The 26604-nt window shown below is 59.5% G+C and carries 11 protein-coding genes; all 11 read right to left on the bottom strand.

Annotated elements, in window-relative coordinates; translation table 11 throughout:
• Window positions 1-190 precede the first annotated feature (190 nt).
• Window positions 191-2269, bottom strand: coding sequence for a S9 family peptidase (locus IPJ76_14500; protein ID QQR88474.1), 2079 nt, complete (start codon window positions 2267-2269; stop codon window positions 191-193).
• 113 nt (window positions 2270-2382) lie between these two features.
• Window positions 2383-6405, bottom strand: coding sequence for a thrombospondin type 3 repeat-containing protein (locus IPJ76_14495; protein QQR85801.1), 4023 nt, complete (start codon window positions 6403-6405; stop codon window positions 2383-2385).
• A 44-nt stretch (window positions 6406-6449) separates the two neighbouring features.
• Window positions 6450-9005, bottom strand: coding sequence for a hypothetical protein (locus IPJ76_14490; protein QQR85800.1), 2556 nt, complete (start codon window positions 9003-9005; stop codon window positions 6450-6452).
• An 80-nt stretch (window positions 9006-9085) separates the two neighbouring features.
• On the bottom strand, window positions 9086-10354 hold the full coding sequence (locus IPJ76_14485) for a hypothetical protein (GenBank protein ID QQR85799.1): 1269 nt from the start codon (window positions 10352-10354) through the stop codon (window positions 9086-9088).
• Window positions 10355-10357: 3 nt separating this feature from the next.
• Window positions 10358-13822, bottom strand: a complete 3465-nt coding sequence (locus IPJ76_14480; protein QQR85798.1) for a M36 family metallopeptidase — start codon at window positions 13820-13822, stop codon at window positions 10358-10360.
• A gap of 62 nt (window positions 13823-13884) precedes the next feature.
• Window positions 13885-15960: a hypothetical protein gene (locus tag IPJ76_14475; GenBank protein QQR85797.1), complete on the bottom strand. Its 2076-nt coding sequence runs from the start codon at window positions 15958-15960 to the stop codon at window positions 13885-13887.
• 78 nt (window positions 15961-16038) lie between these two features.
• Complete coding sequence (locus tag IPJ76_14470; protein ID QQR85796.1) at window positions 16039-19137, bottom strand: proprotein convertase P-domain-containing protein; 3099 nt, start codon at window positions 19135-19137, stop codon at window positions 16039-16041.
• A 117-nt stretch (window positions 19138-19254) separates the two neighbouring features.
• Window positions 19255-22737 carry a hypothetical protein gene (locus IPJ76_14465; protein QQR85795.1) on the bottom strand — a complete coding sequence of 1161 codons (3483 nt, stop codon included), beginning with the start codon at window positions 22735-22737 and terminating at the stop codon, window positions 19255-19257.
• Window positions 22738-22804: 67 nt separating this feature from the next.
• On the bottom strand, window positions 22805-24727 hold the full coding sequence (locus IPJ76_14460) for a choice-of-anchor B family protein (protein ID QQR85794.1): 1923 nt from the start codon (window positions 24725-24727) through the stop codon (window positions 22805-22807).
• Between the two features lie 31 nt (window positions 24728-24758).
• Window positions 24759-25541 carry a T9SS type A sorting domain-containing protein gene (locus tag IPJ76_14455; protein QQR85793.1) on the bottom strand — a complete coding sequence of 261 codons (783 nt, stop codon included), beginning with the start codon at window positions 25539-25541 and terminating at the stop codon, window positions 24759-24761.
• A gap of 109 nt (window positions 25542-25650) precedes the next feature.
• Window positions 25651-26604: a MoxR family ATPase gene (locus tag IPJ76_14450; protein QQR85792.1), complete on the bottom strand. Its 954-nt coding sequence runs from the start codon at window positions 26602-26604 to the stop codon at window positions 25651-25653.

Genomic DNA, 26604 nt, shown 5'->3' with positions numbered 1-26604 from the left:
TTCACATCCTGGCGTAACGTTCCTGGCCCAACCGCCAGTCACATCAAAGGAACCCCTGCTGGTTACCTAAGCAACGGGTGGTTGCCCGTTCCGATGTTCTGCAGGATCGGATGGCGGTCATCGCCGGCGCCGGCGCACTTGATCGCGACATCCATGGGCACGTTGGCCACAAGACGCTCTTCGGCTGACTTCAGCGAGGGCCTCCCCCGATGTGTTGATCCAACCAGCCGAACACCGTGTTGTGCCACTGCATGCTGTTGCGCGGCTTCAGCACCCAGTGGTTCTCATCAGGAAAACGCAGAAACTGCGAGGGAACGCCTTTCTCCTGCAGTGCCGTGAACGCCGAGATACCCTGTGTGATGGGGATACGGAAGTCGAGGTCGCCGTGGATGACGAGCATGGGCACGCTCCAATCCTTGACGAACAGCGCAGGATTGAACACGTCCGCCTTCTCCGGATGCTTGAACGAACTGCCACCGTTCTCCCAATCGCTGAACCAGAGCTCCTCCGTGCTATAGCCCATGCTGCGCGAATCGAACACGCCGCAGTGGCTCACCAATGCCTTCCAGGGCTCCTTCCAGCGGCCCGCGATCCAGTTCACCATGTAACCACCGTAGCTCGCGCCGAGAGCTGCAGCCCGGTCTCCGTCAAGGAACGGATAGCTTTTCAACGCGTGCGCCCACCCCTTCTGCAGGTCTTCCAGCGGACGATCGCCCCAGTGCTCGCTGATCGCATCGCAGAACGCCTGGCCGTATCCCGTGCTGCCGTGGAAGTCGATCATCACCACACCGTATCCGGCACCAGCATAGGTCTGCGCATTCCAGCGGTAGCTCCACATGTCGCCGAAACTGCCTTGCGGACCACCGTGGATCAGGAACACCACTGGGTACCTTTTCCCCTCAACGTAGTCCGACGGGTTCACCACATAGCCGTGCACCGTCTCATTGTTCCATCCGGGGAAGGTGAACTGCTCGTACGCACCGAAAACCTTGTCGGCCAGACCGGCGTTCACGGTGGTGAGCTTCATTGCACCCTCGTCCACCACCGCGGCACCAGGTTTCGCGGCAAAGAGCTGGCTTGGACTGTTCATCGCGCTCTTGAGGAACACGAAACCCTTGCCGGTCTCGTGGAACGCATCGATGTGCCCGCTCTTGGACAACTGCACAACACCGGACTTCTTGGGATCGATGCCGATCCGGAAGAGACGATGGGCACCTTGGTCATCAGCGGTCACGTAAAGGCTCTTCCCGTCATTGCTCCATTGCATCTGCTCCACGCTGCGGTCCCAACTGGTGGCAACGGGGCGCACGGTGCCGGTTGCCAGGTCGAGCAATTGCACCTCGAACCTGTCCGCCTCGAAACCCGTGCGCTTCATGGCTTTGTAGGCAAGGGTCTTGCCGTCGGGGGAAAGCCGTGGCGCCGCATCCCATGCTTCGTTGGTCGCCGTGAGGTTCTTCAGCGCCCCGCCAGTGACGGCAACACCGTAGATATCGAAGTTGGTGCTCCATGGCTCAGTGCGTCCTGCCTCGCGCGCACTGAAATAGACTGTCTTCCCATCGGGACTGATGAGGAAGTCGCCGTTGTCGCCAAAGGGCTTGCCGGGCACGTCGCCATCAAAGCCGGGTGTGAGGGCAGTGATGGCACCGTCGCTGAAGCGCACATGGAAGAGGTGGTTGCGCGTGCCATCGGCCCAAGTGTCCCAGTGGCGCACGAATACCCGGTCGTACAAGTTGCCGCTGCCCATGGCGCGTACGCCATTGCGTTCTACCGTGCGCGCAACTTCATCCCCATTGCCGGGGAACACGGCCAGGGACACCACCGCACCGGCGCCGTCGTTCGTCACGCGGTATGCTCCGATGTCCAGCGGAAGTCGTGTGAGCTGTTGCATGGGGTTGCCGGATGCATCAGTGCGATAGAGCTGCGCCACTCCTTCCTTGTTCTTCCCGCACAGGAAATAGATGCTCTTGCCGTCGGCGCTCCATTGAGCATCGAAGGCACCACTGTCGCCCACGGCCAGCCGCGCTGCGGGCGCGTCCGTGTTGGCCAGGTCTTTCAGCCAGAGCGAGCGCACCCCGCGGTTCTTCTCCATGTCGGTGCCTCGCACGGCATACAGCGCGCGGTTCCCGGCGGGGTCCACCTCCAATCCGCTGATGCGGTCCAACAGCAGCATGTCCTGGTAGGTGAAGGGCGTCCGTTGGGCCGAGCACTCAACCGACAACGCGACGATGGAAAGGGTCAGAACGTGTCTGATCGAGGGGCACGGCTTCATGGTGATCGGGGCTTTCAACGCAATGGTAACAGGTTGGCCGTCGTGCACGGAGGGTAAAAAAGACGAGAGGCCGGCCCACTACGGACCGGCCTCCCGAAAACGGCTCTTCAGGGTTACTGGCGCATCAGACGCTTGGTGAACGAGCGTCCATCGACGTTCACCTGCACGAAGTACATGCCTACACCCATGTTGGCATCCAAGCTCATGGCGTGGTTCATCATGCCACCGCCCACTTGCACTTGCTCGAACACGATCCGTTTCCCGACCGCATCGAAAATGGCCACATCGGCGCTGGCCGCTTGGTCGCTCAACCCTTCGATCATGAGGTAGAGGACATTCTCGCGGTTCGGGTTGGGGTACATGTTGAAGGCAGGTTCAGCATCCGTAGTGAACGTCACCGTGTTCAGGTTGTTCACACCGATCGGCTGGTTCACGATGATCCGGCATGCCGCACCATAGGCCAGGAAGTTCCCGTTGACCAACGGCCGCACGCGCACGTTGAGCGGCAAGTCGAACGGCAGCGGGTTGGTCTGCAGGTTGTTCAAACGGCAGGCTGTTGTCGGTTTCAGGATCGTACGGCTGTAGCTGCCATGCGGATCGAAGAACCAGAACTGGTAACCCGTAGCACCGGCCACGCCTTGGGCGTAGATCCAACTGCTCGGCACAAAGTCGGTGCGGTCGCACCAGTTGGGCTTCACGAAGGTGGGGCCAACAGGCACACAGAAATCGCCACCCGTGATCGAAATGGAACTGGAGGAACCAAAAGCACCATCCGCATCAATGATCCGACGGCCCTGATCATCAGAGAGAACGTAACCTCCGTTGGCGACACCGTCACCGAAGGCATCCTCCACAACGAGGTCGTAGCAACCCGCAGGCACGCAGATGTTCGTGGTCACAACGGCTCCCGGTGTTCCATCACTGTAAGGCCCGCCTGCCTCAACAATGTTCGTGGTGCCGGCTTCGTACAAGGTCCAAGTGGTCTGACTGCCGAAGGCGTCCAGGGCAACCGCGAGCACCAGGTCCTCCGTGCAGTTCACGTTCACACCTGCGCAAGTGCAGTTGGCAGTGATCACATCACCTTGAGTATCCGGGTCAAGGTCATCGCAAGGGGTACCCGGCTCAGGGCCGTTCGGGCATACATCGTTGCAGTCGGCAACACCGTCGTTGTCATTGTCAGCATCACTTGCACCGCAACCACAGATACCAGGGGCGGTCTTGTTCGGGTCGTTCGGGCAACCGTCGTTGCAGTCCGCGGTGCCATCACTGTCACTGTCGGTGTCGGCAACGCCGCAGCCGCAGATCCCAGGGGCGATCTTGTTCGGATCGTTCGGGCAACCATCATTGCAATCGACCGTGCCGTCGTTGTCCGTGTCATCATCGCTCACACCGCAACCGCAGATTCCCGGTGCGATCTTGTTGGGATCGTTCGGGCAACCGTCGATGAGGTCGCAAGTACCATCGTTGTCACTGTCGGGCAACGGGGTGTTCACGCAGTTCACACCATTGAAGCTGTCAGCCGTGCACGGATCATTGTCGTCGCAATCCACCGTACCGCCCTCGCAGATGCAGTTAGCATTGAGCACGTCACCGAACGTGTCCGGATCGAGATCGTCGCAAGGTGATCCTTGCTGACCAGCCACGTTGGGGCAGTTGTCGTTGCAATCCGCCACACCGTCATTGTCCGTGTCGGTATCCGCAGCACCGCAACCACATTGGCCGGGAGCTGTTTTGTTCGGATCGTTCGGGCAGCCGTCGTTGCAATCGGCAGTACCGTCACTGTCCGAATCCGCATCGCTCACGCCGCAACCGCAAATGCCAGGAGCCGTTTTGTTCGGGTCGTTCGGGCAGTCGTCGTTGCAATCAGCCGTACCGTCACTGTCGCTGTCGGTGTCAGGAACCCCGCATCCGCACTGGCCAGGTGAGGTCTTGTTGGGATCGTTCGGGCATCCGTCATTGCAGTCAGCAGTACCGTCGCTGTCACTGTCCGTATCGGCCATACCGCAACCGCAAATGCCTGGTGAGGTCTTGTTCGGGTCGTTCGGGCATCCGTCGTTGCAGTCTGCAGTACCGTCGCTGTCCGTGTCGGTGTCAGCCACACCACAGCCGCAAACGCCAGGTGCAACCTTGTTCGGGTCATTGGGGCAACCATCGTTGCAGTCAGCAGTCCCGTCGCCGTCACTATCAGTATCGGCAACACCGCAACCGCACTGACCTGGGTCAGTCTTGTTGGGGTCGTTCGGGCAACCGTCAAGGAGGTCGCAAGTACCATCGCTATCGCTGTCCGGCAACGGGGTGTTCACGCAGACCACACCATTGAAGCTGTCAGCCGTGCACGGATCGTTGTCATCACAATCCACCGTGCTGCCAGCGCAGGTGCAGTTGGCTTGGATCTGGTCATTCGTGGTTTGACCGTCACCATCGTCGCAGCTTGCGCCCGGCTCAAGATTGCCGCAGCCGCATGTGCCAGGTGCGGTCTTGTTCGCGTCATTGGGGCAGAGGTCGTTACAGTCCGGAGTGCCGTCGTTGTCGCTGTCCGCGTCAGAAACACCACAACCGCAAGCGCCCGGGGTGACCTTGTTCGGGTCGTTAGGGCATCCATCGTTGCAGTTGGCCGTACCGTCACCGTCGCTGTCGGCATCGCTCACGCCACAACCACAGATGCCAGGAGAGGTCTTGTTCGGGTCGCTCGGGCATCCATCGTTGCAGTTCGCGGTACCATCACCGTCACTATCGGTGTCCGCCACGCCGCAACCGCACTGGCCGGGAGAGGTTTTGTTCGGGTCGTTGGGGCAGCCATCATTGCAATCGGCAGTGCCATCACTGTCGCTATCCGTATCGGCAACACCACAGCCGCAAACACCAGGAGCGATCTTGTTGGGGTCGTTCGGGCAGAGGTCAACGCAGTTGGCTGTTCCGTCTCCGTCGGTATCCGTATCAGCCGCACCGCAGCCGCACTGGCCGGGAGCCGTTTTGTTCGGGTCGTTGGGGCAGCCGTCATTGCAGTTGGCCGTTCCGTCACCATCACTATCGGCATCGCTCACTCCACAACCGCAGATACCAGGGGCGATCTTGTTCGGATCGTTCGGGCAACCATCATTGCAGTTCGGGGTACCGTCACCATCACTGTCCGTGTCAGCCACACCACAACCGCACACGCCAGGCGAGGTCTTGTTCGGGTCGTTGGGGCAACCATCGTTGCAGTTCGGGGTGCCATCACCATCACCGTCCGCATCACTGACACCGCAACCGCAGATGCCAGGAGCGATCTTGTTCGGGTCGTTCGGGCAAGCGTCGTTGCAGTTCGCGGTGCCGTCGCTGTCGCTATCCGTATCCGCCACTCCGCAGCCGCATTGGCCGGGTGCGATCTTGCCGGGGTCATTGGGGCAGCCATCCGTGGCATCGCAAGTGCCATCACTGTCAGAGTCCTGGAACGTACCAGCGCAACCGCAATTCGGCGCGGTTCCGGTGTACACATCATTGATCGTGCATGCATCGTTGTCGTTGCAAGCCGTACCGGGCACTGCGGGACCGCCTACCACACCATTGCAGTCAACGTTGCAGGAGCCCAATTGGGCCGCCGTAGGCTCAATGATACCGGTCACGTCCTGGCCGTTCAGCGAGACGAAAAAGTTCTTGTTGTTGGCCCCGGTATACCCGTCTGACACGATCTGGAAATTCGTGCATTGGTTGACATTGGTCACCCGCACACGCATGATCAAATTCCAGCCGTCGGCTGTCCAACCTGGCGGGCATTCATCCGCTATGGCCGAAGCACCGAACGCATTGTACGTACGGTAAGTGAAGCCGCCATTGTCGATCTCACCATCAGGTGAGGAAGTGATGGAGAACGCAGCAGCACAGAACTGGGTGCGCGAAGAGTTCAACGTCGGCGTGGTCCCGAGAGTGGCGGTCGAGGCCGCTTCCCAGCGGATCGTGAAGGTCAATCCGCTGACAATCTGATCGAAGGACGCACCGTTCGGGCGCACGTAAACACGCAACGAGTCCCCAGCGGGGTTGGGGACCAGGTCGATGTCCGTGACGGGCTGGGCGGCCACTGTGCCTGCCAGACCGATAGCGGCGAGGCCCACCGCACGAAGGGCATTCTTGAGCCTCTTGAGTTTAGGTTGGAACATGTCGTACAGGGTTATCGAGGGTGATGGTTTGCGGTTTCGGGTGGTCAAGGTAATTGTTCTGTTCTGGTGGCCGTGGGCAAAGTACCACCTACGTTGGAAAGGACAGGGTCCCGGTCGTTATCAGAACCAGTGTACTTAACCACCCCGTCCATGTTATGGTCAGTTGAAACGTATCCTGAGATGGTCGCCGTTGGCACGGTACCACCGATGGCGGCCAAGATCGGGTCACGATCGTTATCGGAGCCTGTGTATTTCAACAAACTATGCTCCCCATCGCGGTGCGCATTGCCCATCCACAGCAACATGGTGCCGTTCACGTTCTTGCACGCCTCGGTGCCCCAGGTGCTGGTTCCTACCAGGCTGAAGTCCACCACCGCAGCAGTGGACGAGAGCGCAACGGGATCAGAGGTCACACAGCCCAAATGGTTCCTATGACGAACCGCAACGTAATAGTTGCCTCCTGCGACCGGCAACTGAAGGACACCACCATCGGGGCCGATCACGCTGCCATTCCGGCGCACAAGACCCGAACGTGTGGCGACAACATTACTGGGGTCGACAGCCGAGCGCAGTTCAACGAACACCCAGTCGACGATAGCTGTTGCCCCTGTGGTGCTCAACAAAGCCGGCGAGAGCACTTCGCCCCCACCACCAACATGGGTGAAACCGAGAGCGGTGAACGGCTCGGAGGAAGGGATCAAACCAGCAGCACGGAGATCATCGCGCATCAAGCCGGAATTCGCATCAAATGGACCTTCCAGCTTCACGATAGGGGCCAAGGCTACTCCGTTGTTCACCGTGGCGGTAACGGCGGTGCGGCCGCTGTTGCACACCAGATCGCCCTCGTCCACTTCCCAGTCGTAGCAATAGTAATAGTACTGCGTGCCAGCGCTCGAGTTCTTCACGCTCACCAAACCCGCAATGTTGTAAGGGTATGCAACACTACCACTGTTCCGGTACATGTTCTGTAATGCACTGGAAACCGTCAGGCGCAAGTTGTTGCCAGCGGGTACGTTGAGGTTGAGCGTCACGCGCGAACCGCCAGATGGAACGTTGACCGTGGTTTGCGTGATCAACGACCCATCCTGACCAAGCACTTGGAACGTCCGGTTGCCAGTGCTGTTGGCGTATACCTGAACGCTCTTGAGCTGGAACGGCTTGAATGCATCGAAGATAAGGTACTGAACGTAGTTGCCGTAGCCCCCGGCACCAGCGTTATCCGTCTTGCCAACGAACCCACTGAGACCTTGTTCTGTTGTCCGGTTTTCGGCGTGGTAAGTCGTTGTGGCGCTTATGACCGGGGTCAAGAAGCTGTTTCCCGTGCCCACCTCATTTCCCCCAATTGCTGAATCGAACCAATGCACATCTGCCCCGGTGGCCTGTAACGTCGCACTGCCCGGACCATTGATCGTGGCTCCAGTGCCCATGGGCGTCTGGGTCTCGATGACATTCACCGCCGCGTTCGGTGAAGCATCGGTTCCGCATTGACCGGTGACGGTGCACGAGAAATTCCCGTCGTCCGAGACCGCAATGCTCTGTGTCGTCGCGCCATTGCTCCACAAATAGCTTGTGCCCAGTGTCGCGGTCAACTGCACTTGACCACCTTGGCAGAAAGTGGTCGGACCGTCGGCTGTCACTTGGGCAAAATCGCCACCCGCCGGTACTTGCAGGCCCAAGGTCACGGGGGCGGCCGTCCAGTTGTTGTTATCGTCCTCTTCAAGGAAGTTGTCATTGGGGTCCACTTCCATGACCACCCAATACTGGCCGTTGCAGGTGCCCGGCGGGATGTTCACCCACATGCCGTCAAGGCTTTCGCTATACACGTCCGTGTAACCAACGGAAATGCCTTGGCTCACTTGGCTGCAGTTGTAGCCGCCTCCACCATGCCCGTAGTTGGGGAACTGGGCGTTGGTGTTCAGGTTCGTCCCCCCCCCGTATTCCTGTGACGTCCGACAATGGCCGTTAGCGCTGGCATTGGAGCAGCTGTAGTAGTCCATCAAACAGAAACCGACCTTGGCACCGGTACCTACGATCGGCCAGTTCAGCGGGTTGGGATCGGCCGTTTGGCTCCGAAGCGTGAACGTCGCCCAATCATCCACGTGGTTGTGGCCGTGGCTCGGGTGATAGGTCATGGTGCCCGCGAAGCGCTCCGTGAAGCTCATCGCATTGCCGTTCTTGTGGTAGACACGCTGAAGGATCAGCTGCTTTGCCGTCTGGTTGTTGGGGCACGTGAACTGCTGGGTGCTGTTGGGATCGTTAATGGAAAAGGTATCCGTACCACACAGGAACCACCTGTTGCCATTGGCATCCACACCCCTAACGTTCAATGCTCCATGTCCAATGTTCGGTGTTGAACCCGTAACGCGCAGGCGTCCAGGGTTGGAGGCATCGTTCTGGGCGTATTCGTTAGGGCCACCGGCATAGTTCTGCAGGGCAGACCAACTGATCGTGATGTCCGGGAGCAGGTCGCAGTTCGTCTGACCACCAACTTCACAAACACAGCTGGTAGCATTGGAGGTCGTGCATTGTGCTGTTGCACTGTTCACGAGAGACGGGGCCAAGCATGCCAGCAAGGCGCGCAATGCGTAGTGTTTCTGCATACGTTGTTGTTCTGGATCCTGAGGGAGGAGGCCAAATGTAGCCGGGCACTAGTGCAGGGTCAAGCGTTTCGACGTACGCCTCAACTGTGCACCACCAAAATGGTAGCAGACCGGTCCGGACCAACGATCGTCAGCGAATAGGGTCCCGGCGAAAGCGGGACCCCGAATTCGAGCCATTGGTCATCCGACAGCAGCTTCCCACCAGCAACCTCGCGCCCGGCGATGTCGCGCAGGACCCAACGGGAACCAAGGCCGGATCCGGGGGCGGACAGATGGAGTTCGGCGCCGAAGGGAACCGGATAGACCTGCACATGGGCATCTGTCACGCGTTCCGCTGAAACACTGTTCCAGCCCGTCAGCCGCACAGCACCGCCATTTCCCGTGCCCGCCCATATCTCGCCAACAGGCGAAACGGTCACGCACAATACTTCATTGTCAGGCCAAGCAGAATTGCCCGTACCGTAGGTCGTGAACGTCGAATTGTCAGGCTCCATGATGGTCAATCCGACGTTCTGTGTCGCAATGATCTTGCGGTCCAGAGCGTCCACCACCACATCGTTCAACGCATCGGTGGGGATATTGCTGAACACGGTGCTGTACTGGAAGAACAGCGCGTCATCGTATCCGGCCGTGTAGCGCATCAAGGCACCGGCCGGGCACGCGGTCCAACGCTCGCCTTGGCTGTCGAGCGCAACGCCCAACGCGGTATTGTCGGGAATAAGGTCATTGAAGGTATTGTACGTACGGACCAACGTATCGGTCAAGTACACGAAACCAGCGTTCAAGGTACCAATGCACACGAGGCCGTCGTTACGAACGGCAATGTCGGCGATGTTCACGCCCGGCAATTCCAGATTGTTGTAGCTCGTATCCGTGTCATTGTAGATCCTCCACTCCACCAGGTCGGTCCACGCCAATCCATTGGTGGTGCAGATCCACGCCTTGCGTTCGTGGTCGAACACGATGTTCCTGATCTGGTCCGAGGGCAAGCCGGATGACCCTGGCATGTATTGGGTCCAGTTATTCCCGTCCTTGATCACCACACCCTGCGTGAACAAACCGACCCATATCCGGCCCAGACTATCACAGGCCAACGCTCGGATGTCGTTCTCCGGAAGCCCTGACCCGCCCGCTTGGAACGTTTCCCAAACGGAGCCGTCGAAGTGGCAAAGTCCCCAATCAGTACCGACCCAAGTACCACCAATACTGTCGTGGCAGATGGCCCTGACGGTGTTGCTCGGCAGAAACCCTCCTTGCAGATCAAAAACCTCGACGGATTGGCCTGCGGCAGAGCAAGGGAACAGTCCGTGGATCACCACCAACGCACCGAACAACCAACGCACTCCCATGCGTCAGGGCAATTGTTCGGTCCTCACGCTCGTAGGCACGGTACCACCTATGTTGACAAGGATCGGATCGCGGTCGTTAGCAACGCCCGTGTACTTGACCGTACCGTCCAGGTTAACGTCGCTCTGGTGATAGCCGCTGATCGTATTAGTGGGCAGCGTGCCTCCAACGGCAACGAGCACGGGATCACGGTCGTTGTCGGTCCCGGTGTACTTCAGTTGGGCATCGCGCTGGACATTGCCCGTCCACAGAAGCATGACACCACCTTCTGCTTTCCGCGCATCAACGCCATATGCAACCGTTGCAGGCAATGAGAGATCGACCACGGTGGTAACATCGTTCATCGCAACAGCCGAAGCGGTCATTGCCCCCAAATGGTTCCGGTGGCGCACTGCAACGTGATAGGTTCCCGCGGGTGCACTGAAGCCCAAGGCACCTCCAGTGGATGATGAAACAATGTCACCATCACGCTGGACGATGGCTTGTTGCGCATACGCGACAACGTTCGGTGTCGCGCCAGGTCGCAGCTCAACGCGCACCCAATCAACGGGAGCATCATTGCCGGTTGCGGCCAGTACGGCAGGGGCGACGCTCTCACCACCACCGCCCGCGGCAGGGAAACCCAGGCCGGAGTACGGTTCGGTCCCCGGTATCAAGCCCGCCAAGCGCAGGTCGTCGTTCATCAGTCCGGTACCGGGGCTGTACGGGCCTTGGAGGAAGGCTTTCACCTGGAGCGGCAGCTGGCTGCTTTGCACGCGGACGTTGTCCAAGTAGAACTGGTTGCCGAACCCGTTCACGGAAACGAAGCGGACGAACACCTTTTCACCATCGAAGGCGCTGATGTCCAGATCGTGCGCTTCCCATTCCGAACAATTGGAAGGGACCCAAACACTGGTGGTGGCGGCGGCCGTGGCCAGATCTGCGCCGGAGGAGTCATACACCACCGTCCATGTGGTTCCGCAATCCGCGCTCACCTCTACCCGGAGGCCATCGGTGTAACCGGGGTATTGCACATAAGCATGGTCGAATTTCAGCCTCGACCCGGCCGAGTTCGTCAGGTCGATGAGCGGCGTACGCAATATGTCCAACTGCCCGCTCCCCCCGTAGCTGTAATGGTTCACTCGCCATGCAACGGTCGGGGTGCACAATGGTCCATTCGTAAGACTGAAGGCTTCCCAAGTGATGCCGCCGTCGTCGTTGGTGAGGGACCAACCAGCTGGCAGGGTCTGACCGCCCTCCACATCCTCACTGTACGGCAACGGTGCATCCACCGACACCGTGATCGTGTTCGCGCGTAGGTCATCCGGTGCATATTGGTCACCGACCAGGCCGGTCCACGCTTCCAGAGCGTGCGGGCCAACACCGCCGATGGCCAGTGATCCGGCGAACGTGTGCACTGCCGTACCGCCCGAACTCAGCACACCAGTGAACGTCTCCGTCACCGTCGCCCCACCGTCCAATCGATAACTAACGGGGAATCCGGTTTGCGCCAAGAGGCCATTATTGCGGAGTTCCACCTGAACGGAGACCGGGGCATCGCACGAGAACCGGGCACCTGTTGCCGGTGCCAGGATGCTGCCAACCCCAATGTTGTTGTTCACGGGCAGGCTGTAGGACTCCGTTTGGTCCGTCCGGCTGGTGCTCGATCCCTGATCGGCCCCAGAACCCAAACCACGCCGGGCGAAGGCGGCCCAGATGGCCGTTGCATTGGCTCCACCATTGTTGGCTGCATCCGCGGCCAGAATGGCATCGCGTGCTTGCACAAAGCCGGGGTTGCAAGGGGTCAATTTCAACCCATCGATCACCAGTTGCAGGGCGATGTTGTTGCCACCGTTGCCGTTGTAGATATCGGGGTCGAAGCCATGGATATTGATCAGCTCCCAGGTCATCTCCCACAACATGGTGCACCACACGAATCCGATACCGTGCGGTTGGCTCAAACCGGTGTTGTTGGTGCTCGCGTAGGTGTAATCGTTCACGCCGAAGTCGGTGCTGTATGGCGCTGGTCGAATGCCAACGCCCGTGGGCGGTTGGTTCAAGGCGTAGGTGCCGATGCCCCGAGCATCAGTGGCGAGGTCACCCGATTCCATGGTGAGCATCAGCCCGAAGTAGTCGCTCCATCCTTCACCCATCTGCTCCGCGTTGCCGAGGCAACTGGTGTTGCCCGGTCCGCCAACCAGCCGATTGCTGATGCCATGGCCGTACTCGTGGGTGATGATCCCGTTATCGAAGTCGCCATCGCGATCCGGGGTCGGCGCGGTCCAGAGGAACATCTGCATGCGCGGATTGCTTCCGTCGGGAGGCGTTCCGAAGTTGGCGTTATTCGTCCCACTTCCATCCTGTGCATCGGCCAGTACCCAGTCGCTTCCCGCTCCACCGTTACCGTAGTTATTGCTCTGGAAATTCCCGCTCACTTCATCGAAGCCGTACTGGTAGAACACATCGTGGATGATGTTGTTCCAATAGAACAGATTGATGATCGCCGCACTTTGATAGGTGCTCGGTGCCTGGGTGAGATCGATCGGGAAGTCAAAGTCCAAATTGGCCCCACCATCGGGTGCGAAACCGGTGCCGTTGTTGCCATTGGCATCCTCTTGTGCGTGCACATTGTTGCCTCTAGTGATCGTGTGCTCAGCGCCAGCAGCGCCATCGGTATCGTGCCAGCCGTAGGGTGATGCATTGGGTGCCAATGCCCAAGGCGCGTTGCGAATACCCCGACTGCCGTAGTTGGGGCTTTCCACCGGCATGGGGTAAACATTGTAGTCGTTCGGTGCCGCCGGGGCCCGCTCTGCTTCTCCGCTCCCACCTGCGACCGTATGGCAACCATCGCCCTCGTGTGCATGGTCGAACAGGCATTGCGCCACCCAGTCGTTCCGATCAAGCTCTGCACCCGTGTTCGCATCGATGCGCACGTTCCACCAGTGGGATGCATCGGGCATGTAGTACGACACATTCCAGACCAGCACGGCCGACCCGTCATAGGGCCAGAGCATCAGTTGCACTGTTGGTGGCTGATCATTGAACGCTGCACCATCGAACGTCCAACGTTTGAGCACTTCATCGGTTGCGGTATGCCTTGGGGCCGTCATCCGCACCCCGTCGCGTTGAAGCACCGTGGTCAACGCCTGTTCAGGGGTCAATCCCGGAGCGGTGGAGCGAAGGAGGATGTTCCCAACGGGTACGATCCGGTGCGAGGAATGGACCAAGGCCCCGTTCGCTTTTTGATGAACCACGACTTCGGAATTCCAGATGTCCAAGCCCAGATGCTGCTGCCGGAACCACGTATGGGCAACTCCGCTCCGTGCATCCGTGTAGTGATCGGCCACGCGCAGTTCCCCAACGGAGGACGGGTGGACACCATTTGCCATCAGCGCTTCACGTGCAGCTTCGATGGGGGTCTTGGCACGGTCCTGCGCATTGGCACCGAGCGGGATCAGGATGGCTGCAGCAAGCAGTGAGCGGATTGTCATGGTCTTCGGGATGTGGGGCAAACTATCCTTATTGTGGTCTGGAGTAAAGCGTCCCGGACAGGCTAGCGCACGATGGCAAAGCGCTGGTTAACCCTCCTCGTCCGGTCGCAGAGCACGTATTCACCGGGAGCCAGCGCCGCAACGTCGATGTCAGCTTGTCCGGAAGGACCGGTGGGCACCTCGATCACGGCACGGCCAGCGGGGTCGATCACCAAGAGCCGGTCATTCGGGGTTGCGCCCACGCAGCTCAACCGGTCGCTGGCAGGCACCGGATACACCTGCATTCGAGGCGCATTGATGATGTTGTCACCAACTTCGACGCTTACCGTGTGGGCGATCTTCAAGAGTTGATGGGTGGTGGCGTTCACCGCCCAAATGGCCCCATCAGGCCCCACTTCAATGCCCATGATGCCGGGACTGTTCGTGGCAACACGGCCGATCTCAGGAATGCCGGGCGCCGAAAGGTCATAAACCACGATCTCGCCGTTGGAATGGTCACTGACCAGCAAACGGTCGTCAACAATGGCCAAGCCAGCAGGTTCAACCAGTCCGGTATTGGCCACCACCTCCCAGGTCTCGCCAGCCATTTGGGTGTACTCCACGTATGGTTCGAATGGACCGAATGCCGGTGCGCCATTGGGCGAACCGGTCGTGATATCGAGCCGCAGCACACGATCACCACCATGGTCCACAACGTAAAGCCAGTTGCTGTTCGGGTCCAGTTCGCAATGGCTCACAATGTGGTCGTTTGGATCGCGTGTGATGGTCATGCCACTGTACCGGCGGATGACCGCGTCGCCGTGCCAACTGAAACCCGGTCCATGGTCCTGCATGAAGTCGTTCATGACCACATCCTGATTGTAGCCGTCCACCACCCAATAGCGGTTCCAACGTTCATGCGCTATTCCCTGGGCATTGGGGTTCACGTGCAGCATGTCCAAGTGGCTGCCCAGCGGTCCGAAAAGGTTCTGGGCATAGGTCGCGGGGTCGCTGCTCCAGAGCGAAATGCCGGTGAACGGAGAACCGCCGTTGTGGTTGGCGTCGAACACACCCGGCGAAGTGGCGAAGTTCCCGTTGTCACCGAAAGCCAGGGCGGTGGACAGGCTCATGAAGTGCCAATTGTTAGGGTCTTCCTGCCACAGGTGCGTTTGAGCCACCGTGCCTGCACCGGTGAACTTCACCGTGCTGCTGCCGCTCGCTTCCGTGTCCTTGTTCAACACCCATAGCTCGTTCCTGGCGAACTCTGGATGAAAGGCCAGATCACGTGGCACGAGGATATCCTGATTGCTATTGGCGATCTCCATGACAACAGGTACCGGAGCGGCGAGGATGTCATCAATGATATTGGGCCTGGGCTGGGAGATCACATGGGCACTGTTCGCAGCATCGTTCACCGTGTTCAGGTCCGAGGCACCATTGACGTTGCTCGCCCATACGCTCAGCGAGTAGGATCCCGTGGCTGCGGGCACCCAAGGCGTTGCATGCTCGAACAAATAGCGTTCGCCCATCTGGAGGTTGAGCCCGGAAATGCTCTGTACGACAGGCGCACCGCCGCCTACACTGTAATTGAGGTCGAAACTGTTCACCACGGTCGTACCAAAGGTCTGCACGGTACCACGCACCGGAACGCTTTGTCCGAGGTTCCTGTACAACGGTGCCTGCAGCTCGACCACGCTGAGGTCCCGGACTACCGCGGTTTGAGCGGCGAACGAAAACGCGCTCCGCGGACCTGCATCCTGGAAGGTTACCACGCTGGAACCGTCAACGATCACTTCGAAGGATGCCTGCGCGTTGCCGCCATCGTCGATGCTGATGATATCGAACACCTCCCCCATTGCCAAGCACCATGGGCCCTCCGTGATGGTGGTGTTGCCCGCATAGCCGCCTGATGTTTGGTTGTTCCAGCCCCCCGTGTTGCAGCCCATGTTGAAATTGCCCCCGGTGAAGATGGTACCGATCCCGCATGGGTTGCCGCCGGGCACGAGCTGCCAGTACGTATCGAAGCCGAAGGCATCCGTGGTTACCGCAATGGTCACTTCGGCTTCGCCAACACCGCATTGGGCAATAGCCTGATCGGCGGAGCCTAAAGCGATGACCGCCAACAGCACATGGGAGTACCTGGTCGTCTTCTTATCCATGCGCCGAATATCGTCGAACCGTGGACACCCGCTCCGGCCATCCTACGGGCCAGCGGGGAAAGCCGACCGAAGTCTCCGTTAAGGCAACTGTTCCAGCCGGGTGGCCGTTGGCACCGTGCCACCCACGTTCACCAGGATCGGATCGCGATCGTTGGTGGTGCCCGTGTACTTCACCACTCCGTCAAGGTTCACATCGGTGATGAAATATCCGCTCACCGTGTTCGTAGGCACCGTGCCGCCGATGGCGACCAGGATCGGATCACGGTCGTTGTTCGTGCCCGTGTACTTCAGCTGGCTGTCGTTCACAGCATCCATGAACGAGTTGCCTGCCCAGAGCAACTGCACGGCGCCGTTGCTCGTGCGCGCATTCGTCCCATAGGTAAGCGTGCCGGCGCTGCGGAAGTCGACAATGGTGGCAGTACCGCTCAATGCCCTCGTGGTGGACGTCATCACGCCGAGGTGGTTCCTGTGGCGTACGGCCACGAAATAGTTGCCGGCCGCAACTCCGAATGTCAGAGCACTAGTACCATCCGTTGCGTTAACGATGTCGCCGTCCCGCTGCAGGAGACCTTGTCGCGTGGCCACGATCGCCGTGGGATCAGCGCTGCTCCGCAATTCCACGCGCACCCAATCCACGATCGAATTATTGCCGGTCACCGCCAAGATACCCGTGGTGGTCGTCTCACCACCTCCGCCAGCTGCCTGAGCGAAGCCCATTGCGGTGAAAGGCTCGGTGAGCGGGAACGTCGGCAGGGTGCGGAGCGCCGCGTTCATCAAACCCGTTCCGCTGTTGTACGGCCCCTCGAGCATCACTTGGGGTGAAAGCGCAACGTTGGGGAAGCTCAATGCAGGGATCAAACACCAGTTGTTCACCGCTCCAACATCATCCGTGGCCACATCTTGCACGCTAAGGGTCCAAGTACCCTGGAACACTTGGCCGTTGAACCCGGCCAGTGATTGCGCCGGGATAACGAACAGATTGTTCATCGGGCAGGTGGAACCAACGTTGCCGTTCGACCCCGTTTGGTCGAATTCAACGATGATGTTGTCGCTGTTGGTACAAAGGCCCGAATTGATGAGGGCGATGGTGGTGCCTGCTGGGCTGGTGAGGGACACGCGGAGATCGGACGTATAGGTGTGCGTGATGTTCACGTGAACATTAAGGTCAGTGATCGTGGCACCACCGTTATTGGGCACCACAATGGTGTTGGTCACGGTAGCATTGTCAACAATGGCGGTCGGGGCCGTGCTGTTGTAGCTCGTGCACCCGGCACCCGGGGAATTGCAGATGCCCACAACACCCGGTAGATTGATGTTGCAATCGGGGAACGCGTTGTGCAAGGCCAATACCGTGACCGCAGAACCGGAGGTATATGGTCCGTAAGGGCCGTATGTACCTGTACCGTTGGCGGTGCCCACGGTCACCGGCAGGGCCGGTCCACCGCCATCGGGATCGATCTGCAGGGTCAGGCTCGTGGCATCGCCCATCGATGACACGTTGATGGAAACGTTGTATTGACTGGTGCTGATGCATGTAGGCGTGGCCACAACGCTAGGGGCGATGCACGGCGGGACCGCGAAGGAAAATTCAAAGATCCGCGTGCTCCATCCACTGGCCGGATTGTGTTGCGCAGTGCCCCAGAAACTGCCCGTGGTCGGATCAACGTCCAACGAATTGTAGTCGCCGTAACGGTTGCTGGAATTGGCTGCAATCCCTGCCACGATCGTGGTCTCTGCATAGGTCATTTGGCCAAGGGGATCGATCGCACTGCGCCCCGTGTACCGGATGCCGGGGAAAACGGTTCCGCTGCTTATGTTGTAGGCCAGGCCTATGTCACCAGCCGCATTGATGTTGATCATGCCCATCCAACGGCTGTTGACGTCCGGAGCGTACGTCCCTTGCTGGTGGATGCCCCAAGGGTTGGCAATGCCACCGTTCCGCCGCAGTTCGTACCACCGCATGCCTGCCTGATCGGCACCCGACACGTCAGTGACATGGTTACAGACAATGGTCTCGTGCGTTCCGAAGTTCCTGTAGGCCGCACGGTTCATGATCACTTCGCGCAACGGATCGAGGTTGGTTGCACTGCTGGGCTGATCGATGCACGAAAACGAAGTGTAACCGCAGAGTTCCGTATCGAAGGAAGTCGTGTTCAAATAGCTCGGCCCTGACAGGACACTGTTGGCGGGCGTCACCCAGTCCAAGGTGAGCGACCAGATCTCCAATCGATCGTTCGTGATGGAAGCCGACCATGCATCGTCGGCCATGCGCATGAGCATCGCAGGTGCTCCGGCAGGCGGTGGCGTACCTGTCTCGAAGGTGATAGGCGTAGTGGCTTGGAAGCTGATGGTGGGATAGTCCGGGGTGGTGAAACGCTGCGATGTCGCTGCCTGGCCCAACAGCATCTTGCTCCGATCAAGGGCGTAGATGGGACATCCCGTGCCCTCGTTCGTCGTGATAACATAGGCAGTTGGCCACACAGCGTACTTCGGATAATCAGGGAAAGCCGGTGCCGTGAAACTGTAGGCGTACCATGTACCGAAAGGATCCGCCGTGGTGCTCAAGCACATCACCATACGGTTGCCGGAACTGCTGAACTCGCTCATGAACCACCGGTCGGCCAGCGCATCCCAAAGCACGATCGGGTCGCCAAGGCCATTGTAGGTGGTGATACCCCCGATGGCGTTGATGAAATTATCCAAGTAGGTCGCAGCGTTGAGTGCTGTTCCGTTCTTGTCATAGATGCGGAACTGGGCGCCGCTGCTGGCGTTGATCATTTGAATGACATGGTTCGGGCCAACGTCCAAGCAAGGGTCGCCCGGGCTCACGCCAGTGTTGCCGATGCCGTTCATGGTGAGGTCCAGCGCCCGCCCCTGCAACCGTTCGCCATCACGCGATTGCCGCGCGGGGTCCTCGCCCATCGGCAGTGCCTTGGGATTCACATGCTGGTGCAGCCGTGCTTCCTTGGTGCCTTTCGGTTCTTGCTTGATGATGACCCCGTTCTCATCGCGGGTCGGTTCGTTGGAGAAAACCCTGTTGGGGTCCCAATCCCTGAGGGCCATTGTTTCCCCAAGGAATTCGAGGCCGAGAACCTGTGCGTTGTGCAGTTCAACATGCTCTTGTGCGAGCACGCTTTGGGCAACGATCAGGGCAACGACAGCGCTGAGATGTTTCATCGTATGGTCAAGTAGGGCGGCAAATGTGATGGAACGTGGGGGTCCATGTCCAGTCCTTCGGCGAAAGGAAAGAAAGCACCGATGAGCAGGCACAACATGCCGAAAGTCAGTACCTGGTCATGGCACTTGCTCGAGGCGCGTAGCAGTTGGCACGCTACCGCCCACGTTGATCAGGATCGGGTCCCGGTCGTTGGCCGCACCAGTGTACTTGACCACTCCACTGAGATTGACGTCCTCCCGGTAGTAACCGGTAACAGTGGCCGTTGGTACGTTACCGCCCACCACTTGCAGGATCGGGTCCCGGTCGTTCGTTGAGCCCGTGTACTTCAATGCACTGCTGGGCACATCACGGATGACGTTACCAGCCCAAAGGACCATTACCCCACCAACGTTCTTGCGGGCATCTGTACCGTAGGTGAGGGTTGCAGGGCTCGTGAAATCAACTGTGACGGGCACAGCTCCCAGTGCCACTGAACCGGCGGTCATGGCACCCAAATGGTTGCGATGTCGGATGACGATCCGGTAGCTGCCGGGTGCCAAGTTCAACAAGACATTGCCCATGCCATCCGTTCCCACCACATCACCATCTCTCTGAAGCAGTGCACTGCGCGTGGCAAGAAGTGAATGTGGCGGGGCCGCCGACCTGGCTTCTACGAGCACCCAGTCCACGATCGCATTGCTGCCCACTGCATCGAAGACGGTCGGTGAAACGGTCTCCCCCCCCCCACCTCCTGCATGAAGGAACCCATAGGACGTGTGCGGTTCTGCCGTGGGGATCACGTTCAATGTCCGCAGGTCGTCGTTCATGAGCGGGCCTGCATACGGCCCCTCGAGCAGGACTTTCACCGCCAGCGCAACGGTGTTCGGCACCGTCAAACAACCTCCACCAACGGCGGTATTTACGTTGTTGGCATCCTCGTTCACCACATCCACAACGTCGGAAATGCAGAGCTGGGCCGCGTTCAGCCCCAAGTAGCTGATCCTGCACAAGGGCACGGCGACACTGTTCTTTGCCAAGGAACTGTCGTTGGTGCACAGACCGATCACCCGGTTGCCGCCCAAGCTGCTGAACATCGTTATGTCCCCGGTGATCTGCGCGGCGAGGTTGGCCACGTTCTGTATGGTGAGGCCGCTGACAGTGAACTCGTACCCCATTACTCGATTGTCGGGGTTCAGCACGTACACATCAACCGTTTGGTTGGCCGTGTTCAGGTTGGCCAGTGAAAGCGTCGTGGTCTGTGCGGTGTTGGTGAACCCACGCGGGAAATCGCACCATGGATGGTAATGGAGCGGGTGCGTTCCGCCCGCGTCGTGGATCCCTTGCTGGTTGTAGCACTCGGCCACGAGCGCAGCATCGGTCACGGTGATGCTGCCATCGGCATTCAGATCGGTGCAGTTGCTGACCGTGGCATCGTCACCGAGGATCTCCTGCACGTACTGGACGGGATCGGCAGCGTTGTACGTACCGTCGGCGTTACGGTCACCGGTCTTCACCGTTCCGTTGCACTGGCCTGTGCAGTCCAGTTCGGCATCGCCGTAGGCCTGTCCTGCGCAATCGGTCCAGGTAGGGCAGTTGGCCACAGTGCTGAAGGTCCGCGCACCACCGAATCCGCCCAGCGTAATGCAAACCTGTGCATAATTGTTGGTGTAGCTCGTTTCATGGCGGCCGAGCGCATCGGGGCGTTGCTGCCAGTTGGTCCGCAACACCAAGGTGTAGGTTCCATCGGGTACGTCCGTAACGTCGACCCAATTGCACGTGGTGCCACTTCCATAAGCGTCGTAACAACCAGCACTGATCCCCATGTTGCTGCAACCGAACTGTCCGGTACCCCCGAAGCATCCCACGTCGATGACGCAGAACCCGTTCTTGAAACCCACGGGGATCTTGTTGTTGTTCTGATCGAACAACAGGTAATCGGCATAGCCGGCGTAGTGCGCGTGCCCATGGCAGTTGTTCACGTCGAACATCTGTGGCTGGGTGTTCACATTGCCGATGTAGTAATCAAGTTCGCCGATATTGTTGATGCGCGTGGTGAAGCGTAAGACATAGCGACCTCCCAACGCCTTCACGCAGCCTTCCTCCGGTGCGCATGCGTCCGTGATGTTCACGAATTGCATGTTCAGGCTGCTCGATAGGGCCGGTTGGTCCATCTGCAGGTCGGGGCCGTCGGGACAGTTGGGATCGCCCATCGGCAAACAGCAATTGTTGCACGCCACCGTGGCGAGCGGCTCGTAGTTGCAGCTGTTGATGTCCATGCAACCCACCACCGGGCCGTTGTAGGTAATGGTGAACGTCACGCTCGAACAACTGCTGTTGTTGGTGCCCACGCGGATATGGTGCAGAACACCCCCGGGCATGTTGGCGTTCACGACGGCCTGCAGACCACAGCCGCCATCGTTGTCATCCCCGAACGTTGCGCCTTCGATACCGGGTTGCGCGTTGATCTGGGTGCAGGCCATATCATACAGCCAAAGCTTCGTGTCACAGGTATTGAGCCCGCAGGTCGTGATGGTGTAGCTGCCGGTTTGCGGCGGAGTGAAGTCAAACCAGTGTTCAACGCTCGGTGCGGTGTGCGTACCTGCGGAGATCGGGACGGCCGTTGTGCACGATGCACCGGGCCCGCAATTGAACGTTGTCTCCTCGAAACTGCCGAACGTACCGTCCTGCACAACGATGGTACCGTCCAGGGAGACGGTGTACTGCCCGTAGCCATAACTGTTGTGGTAGATCCCGTCCCCGGCGGTGTCATTGATCCGGAAGATCAAGCAAGTGTTCGCAGGAACGCACAACGAAGTACCCAAATGGTTGCCGCTTGCGAGCACAGCCTGGGTTGAAGCATTCTTCAAGGTCCATGATGTTTCCTGCGGATAGTTGTCCGCGATGATATCGATGGTCACCCGGCTCTGTCCCGGTGGGCACAGGTATTGGCAGCTGCCGTCGTTCACGCTCACCGCAGCGTTGTAGTTGCTGGCCAAGGGATCAGGGCAGCCGAACACCGGCACCAGCGAACGCACTCCTACGTCATCTATGGCGATGTCGCTCAGTTCACCACTGCCGGTGATGGCGCGGAACCGCAAGCGGACATTGCTCTGCCCGGCCCATGGAGCCAGGTTCAACCAACCTTGCTTCCACGCCGTGCCTTGATCACCACTGATGCTCCATTGGTTGCTGACAATGGTGCCATTGTTGTTGATGTCCACAATGAGCTGGCCCATTTGGCTCCCGTGCATGTGGTACCAGAACGTCAGATACGGATCGACCAGCGTGCTCAGGTCATAGCAGGGGCTCTGTAGAATGGCGGTCTTGTTCGGGGATGCGCTTGCACCGGTGGCCTCTACGTACATGTAGATCCCGTTGGTATTGTAACCGGTGTGGTCGCCAATGGGCCCGGTAGCATTGGTTGGTGTACCGTTGTTGTCAACGTACCAATCGATGTTGTCGGTAGTGAGATTGGTCCAGTTGTTCAATAATGTCCCGGGAGCACCGACCGTGAAACCCGTGAAGGACTCACTACTGGGGTAAGTGGTAACGCATTGGCCGATGAGCGATGATGAGCAGAGCATCGCAAGGGCGGCCAGCCCGGTCGAACGGATCAACATGTGCATGCAGGTTTCGAAGCGGCCGGAAAGTAGCTGGGGCCGGGATGCGGGGCAAGTCCGAAAAATCTCAGGGCAGTTGCTCCACCCTGACGTTCGTCGGAACGGCTCCACCGACGTTGACAAGGATGGGATCGCGGTCGTTGCTGGTGCCGGTGTACTTCACGGTACCGTCCATGTTCACGTCGGTGGGCAAATACCCGCTCACCGTGTTCGTGGGCAACGTACCGCCAACGGCCACCAGCATCGGATCGCGGTCGTTCGTCGTACCGGTGTATTTCAACTGCGCATCGGCAACGGCATTGCCGGTCCAGAGAACGCGCACCGCACCGATGGTCTTCTGAGCGTCGGCACCCACCGTTGGTTGGCTTCCATCCGTGAGGTCGTAGGCCTTTTCCGCAACGCTGACCGGCAATGTGTTCAGGGTCATGGCGCCCAAGTGCGTCCGGTGCCGCACAGCGATGTGGTAATCGCCCACCGCCACGGAGAACTGCACGGGCGATGATCCATCCGCCGCCACGATGTCGCCATCGCGTTGCACCAACCCGAACGTTCGCGCCTTCACCACCGAATGCTGCACAGCATCGCGCAGCTCCACCACCACCCAATCCACCAGCGCGTTGTTGCCGGTGAAGGCCATGGTGCCCAGGGAAACCGCACCTACCGTGGGCGCATTGATGGCAGGTAGGCCAAGAGCCGTGTAGGGCTCCGTGGCGGGCAGGAAACCCCGGGTCCTCAAGCTGTCGTGCATGAGGCCGCTGTTCTGATCGAAGGGGCCCTCGAGCATGGCCTTCACACGCAGGGAAAGACGTGGCCGGACGATGAAGAGGCCCCCGTACAGATCGCTGAGGATGATGCTGCCGCTGGCGAAGTAGGGGTAGTTGCCCCAGCACCCATTGTAGCTGCTGCCATTGTTGGCCGGATACGTGTCGAACGAAGCGACTTCCGTGAGCGAACCGCTCGCAACATTCGTCGCATCCAGTATCCGTAAGCCGCTCGTGTAGTTGCTCTCGAAGACCAGACCGCGGTGCGTGTATAGGTTGTGGTCGGTGCTGAGGAGATTGCTGGTGTATGCCCCCACGTACGCGGGGGCATCGATATCAAGCAGGTCGAAAATGCGCGTGCGGGTCCCGTGCGCATAGAACCCCTCGTCACCCTCGTCGTTCATCAACAAATAGCGCTGGTCCTCGGTGAGCCAGCCCTGGTGCGTGATGCGGGCACCCGTGTAGGTCATGGTGGTGAGCGTGGTCATATCGGTCTTGTCGGTGACGTCCACGATAGTGATCTTGTCCGGGCTGCCACTGTGGAAATTGATGCTGAGTTGCTTGCCCTGGTGATCGGGATCCGGGCCGCTGTACGTGTACACTACGTTCTCGTGTATGTAGCCATCGATGGTGTGCGTGCCCGCCAGCACGGGCGCGGTGGGGTTGCTGACATCGAACACGGTGATGCCCCCGTTGTTGATGCTGGTGGTGCCCACACAGTAAACGTACGGGTGCTGCTTGTCGGCGTAGAGCGTGTGGCTGTTCCCGATGGCATTGCTCCAACCATCCTCCGTGAAGGTGACAGGCGGATTGACCACATTGCGCAACCGTGCAAGGTCGAACACCTGCAGGCCGTGGCCCGCGAGTTCACTACCGATGTAACAGTAGTTGCCGGCCACGTCCACATCGCGCCAGAGGTTGCTTGTGGCCAGATGGCTGGGCAGATTGCCAATGCGCACGGGAGCACTCGGCACACTGATGTCCACGAACGCAGTGCCGTTGTTGATCCCTACGATGGCGTACTCCTTCAACGTGAGGGGATCGGTCCAACCCCACAGATCAGCAGCGTTGGGCGTGCCCGCCGTGCTGCCCAATTGGGCCATGGTCAAATGCGCGAGCAGATCAACCTTGTCGCAAGGAAAGGTGCCCGCCAAGCCGTTCGTGCACGGCGTTTGGGCAACGGCCAGGGCAGGAGCGAAAAGAAAACAGTGGATCACTAAGGAACGCATGCGGGCAAAGTAGAAAATGCCCGCAGCATCATCACTGCACCACCAAGCGATGCACCTGTGTGCCCCCTGCGCTGGTTACCCGCAACAGATAGGTACCGGAACCAAGACCCGTGAGGTCGATGGTCTCCTGCTGACGGCCGACGAGCGCGGGGTAGTTCTTCTGCCAAACCGCGCGGCCAGCGGGATCCACCAAACGCACTTCCACGTCGGTCGCATCGACAGCCCCCAAGGTCAGTTGCGTGCTATTGCTGGCCGGGTTGGGCTGCAGGTTCACGATGGTTCCGGTGGATGAGGCGCCTTCGATCAACAAGGAAGGGTTCCCGTAGATGATGCCCGTCTGGTTCGATCCGTTCAATGAGGCGTAGTAGTCCGCGTTGTTGCTCGCGGTCCAAGGGTCCATCACGATCTGGAAAAGGCTGGTGCCGTTCACGACAGGAATGGTGCAGAGCGTGTACTCAATGCCCGCGAGCCATTGGACACCCTCGTCCTGGAGCGAGGAAAAACCGAACCCTGCATAAGGTTGGTAGCGGAAGCCGTTGTCGTCCACCTCACCCCCGCTTTTATTGATGCTGTGGTAAGGGATCACATCCACCGGCTGCGTCTCGTTGCCCAAGCTCGCGCCACTGGCAGCATCCCAGCGGATGGAGAAGACCGAGGATGCAAAAACCCCATTGAAGTCAAGGTCCGGACGAACGCGCACTTCCAAGGTGCTGTTGCCCATGTCGTAAAGGGCAATGTCCAAAGTGGGGAGCTGGGCCGAAGCTGCGGCGGTCAGCGCGAGAGCGAGCGCTGCGGCGGTATTGCGGGTGTTCATGACCAAAGGATCTTACCGCACGAAAGTACCGTACGATCAAATCGAAGACGACAGTATTGATCCATGGTTGTCAACGATCGCCGGAAGCACCGCGACCTTCGACAGAACCTTACAACAGGCCCTCAACGATACGGTCCACGGTGATGCCCTCAGCTTCAGCGCGGTAGTTGCGCACCAAACGGTGGCGAAGGATGGGTTTGGCCACGGCCTGCACGTTCTCAATGTCGGGGCTGTATTTGCCGTGCACCAGCGCATGGCACTTGGCGCCGATCACCAAGAATTGGCTGGCGCGCGGACCCGCACCCCAACTCACGTTGTCCGTAACGACGCTCGGCGTTCCGTTGACGCCAGGGCGAGTGCGGCCCACCAGCTTCACCGCGTACTCCACCACATTGTCCGGGACAGGCACGCGACGCACGAGGCCTTGGTAGAAGAGGATGTCCTCGGCGCTGAGCACCGGGTTCACTTGCGGCTGCACATCGGTTGTGGTGGCCTTCACCACGGCGAGTTCTTCCTGATAGGTCGGGTAGTCCACCCAAATGTTGAACATGAAACGGTCCAACTGTGCTTCCGGTAGTGGGTAAGTGCCTTCCTGCTCGATCGGGTTCTGCGTGGCGAGCACGAAGAAGGGTTCCGGGAGTTGGTACGTCTGTCCTGCCGCTGTTACGGCCTTCTCCTGCATCGCTTCGAGCAGTGCCGCTTGGGTCTTGGGCGGTGTGCGGTTGATCTCGTCCGCAAGGATGATGTTGGCGAACAAAGGCCCCTTCACGAAACGGAAGTTGCGTTCCTGGTCCAGGATCTCACTGCCGACAATGTCGCTCGGCATCAGATCGGGGGTGAACTGGATGCGGTTGAACGAAAGCCCGAGGGCCTTGCCCACCGTGCTCACCAACAGCGTCTTCGCCAGGCCGGGCACACCCACTAGCAGGCCGTGGCCCTTGCTGAAGATGGCGATGAGCACATCGTTCACCACGGCATCCTGCCCGATGATCACCTTGTTCACTTCGGCCTTCAGCCGCTTGTACTGCTCGCCGAAGCGGGCTACTGCTTCCACATCGTTCAT

This window comes from Flavobacteriales bacterium (assembly GCA_016699575.1).
Classification (GTDB): Bacteria; Bacteroidota; Bacteroidia; order Flavobacteriales_F; family PHOS-HE28; genus PHOS-HE28.
This window is presented reverse-complemented; position numbering and strand designations above follow the sequence as displayed.

What these genes read in the sequence shown, in the direction of transcription:
- IPJ76_14455 (QQR85793.1), bottom strand. Translation starts at nt 25,541, where the DNA reads ATGAACACCCGCAATACCGCCGCAGCGCTCGCTCTCGCGCTGACCGCC.
- IPJ76_14460 (QQR85794.1), bottom strand. Translation starts at nt 24,727, where the DNA reads ATGCGTTCCTTAGTGATCCACTGTTTTCTTTTCGCTCCTGCCCTGGCC.
- IPJ76_14500 (QQR88474.1), bottom strand. Translation starts at nt 2,269, where the DNA reads ATGAAGCCGTGCCCCTCGATCAGACACGTTCTGACCCTTTCCATCGTC.
- IPJ76_14475 (QQR85797.1), bottom strand. Translation starts at nt 15,960, where the DNA reads ATGGATAAGAAGACGACCAGGTACTCCCATGTGCTGTTGGCGGTCATC.
- IPJ76_14495 (QQR85801.1), bottom strand. Translation starts at nt 6,405, where the DNA reads ATGTTCCAACCTAAACTCAAGAGGCTCAAGAATGCCCTTCGTGCGGTG.
- IPJ76_14470 (QQR85796.1), bottom strand. Translation starts at nt 19,137, where the DNA reads ATGAAACATCTCAGCGCTGTCGTTGCCCTGATCGTTGCCCAAAGCGTG.
- IPJ76_14490 (QQR85800.1), bottom strand. Translation starts at nt 9,005, where the DNA reads ATGCAGAAACACTACGCATTGCGCGCCTTGCTGGCATGCTTGGCCCCG.
- IPJ76_14465 (QQR85795.1), bottom strand. Translation starts at nt 22,737, where the DNA reads ATGTTGATCCGTTCGACCGGGCTGGCCGCCCTTGCGATGCTCTGCTCA.
- IPJ76_14480 (QQR85798.1), bottom strand. Translation starts at nt 13,822, where the DNA reads ATGACAATCCGCTCACTGCTTGCTGCAGCCATCCTGATCCCGCTCGGT.
- IPJ76_14485 (QQR85799.1), bottom strand. Translation starts at nt 10,354, where the DNA reads ATGGGAGTGCGTTGGTTGTTCGGTGCGTTGGTGGTGATCCACGGACTG.
- IPJ76_14450 (QQR85792.1), bottom strand. Translation starts at nt 26,604, where the DNA reads ATGAACGATGTGGAAGCAGTAGCCCGCTTCGGCGAGCAGTACAAGCGG.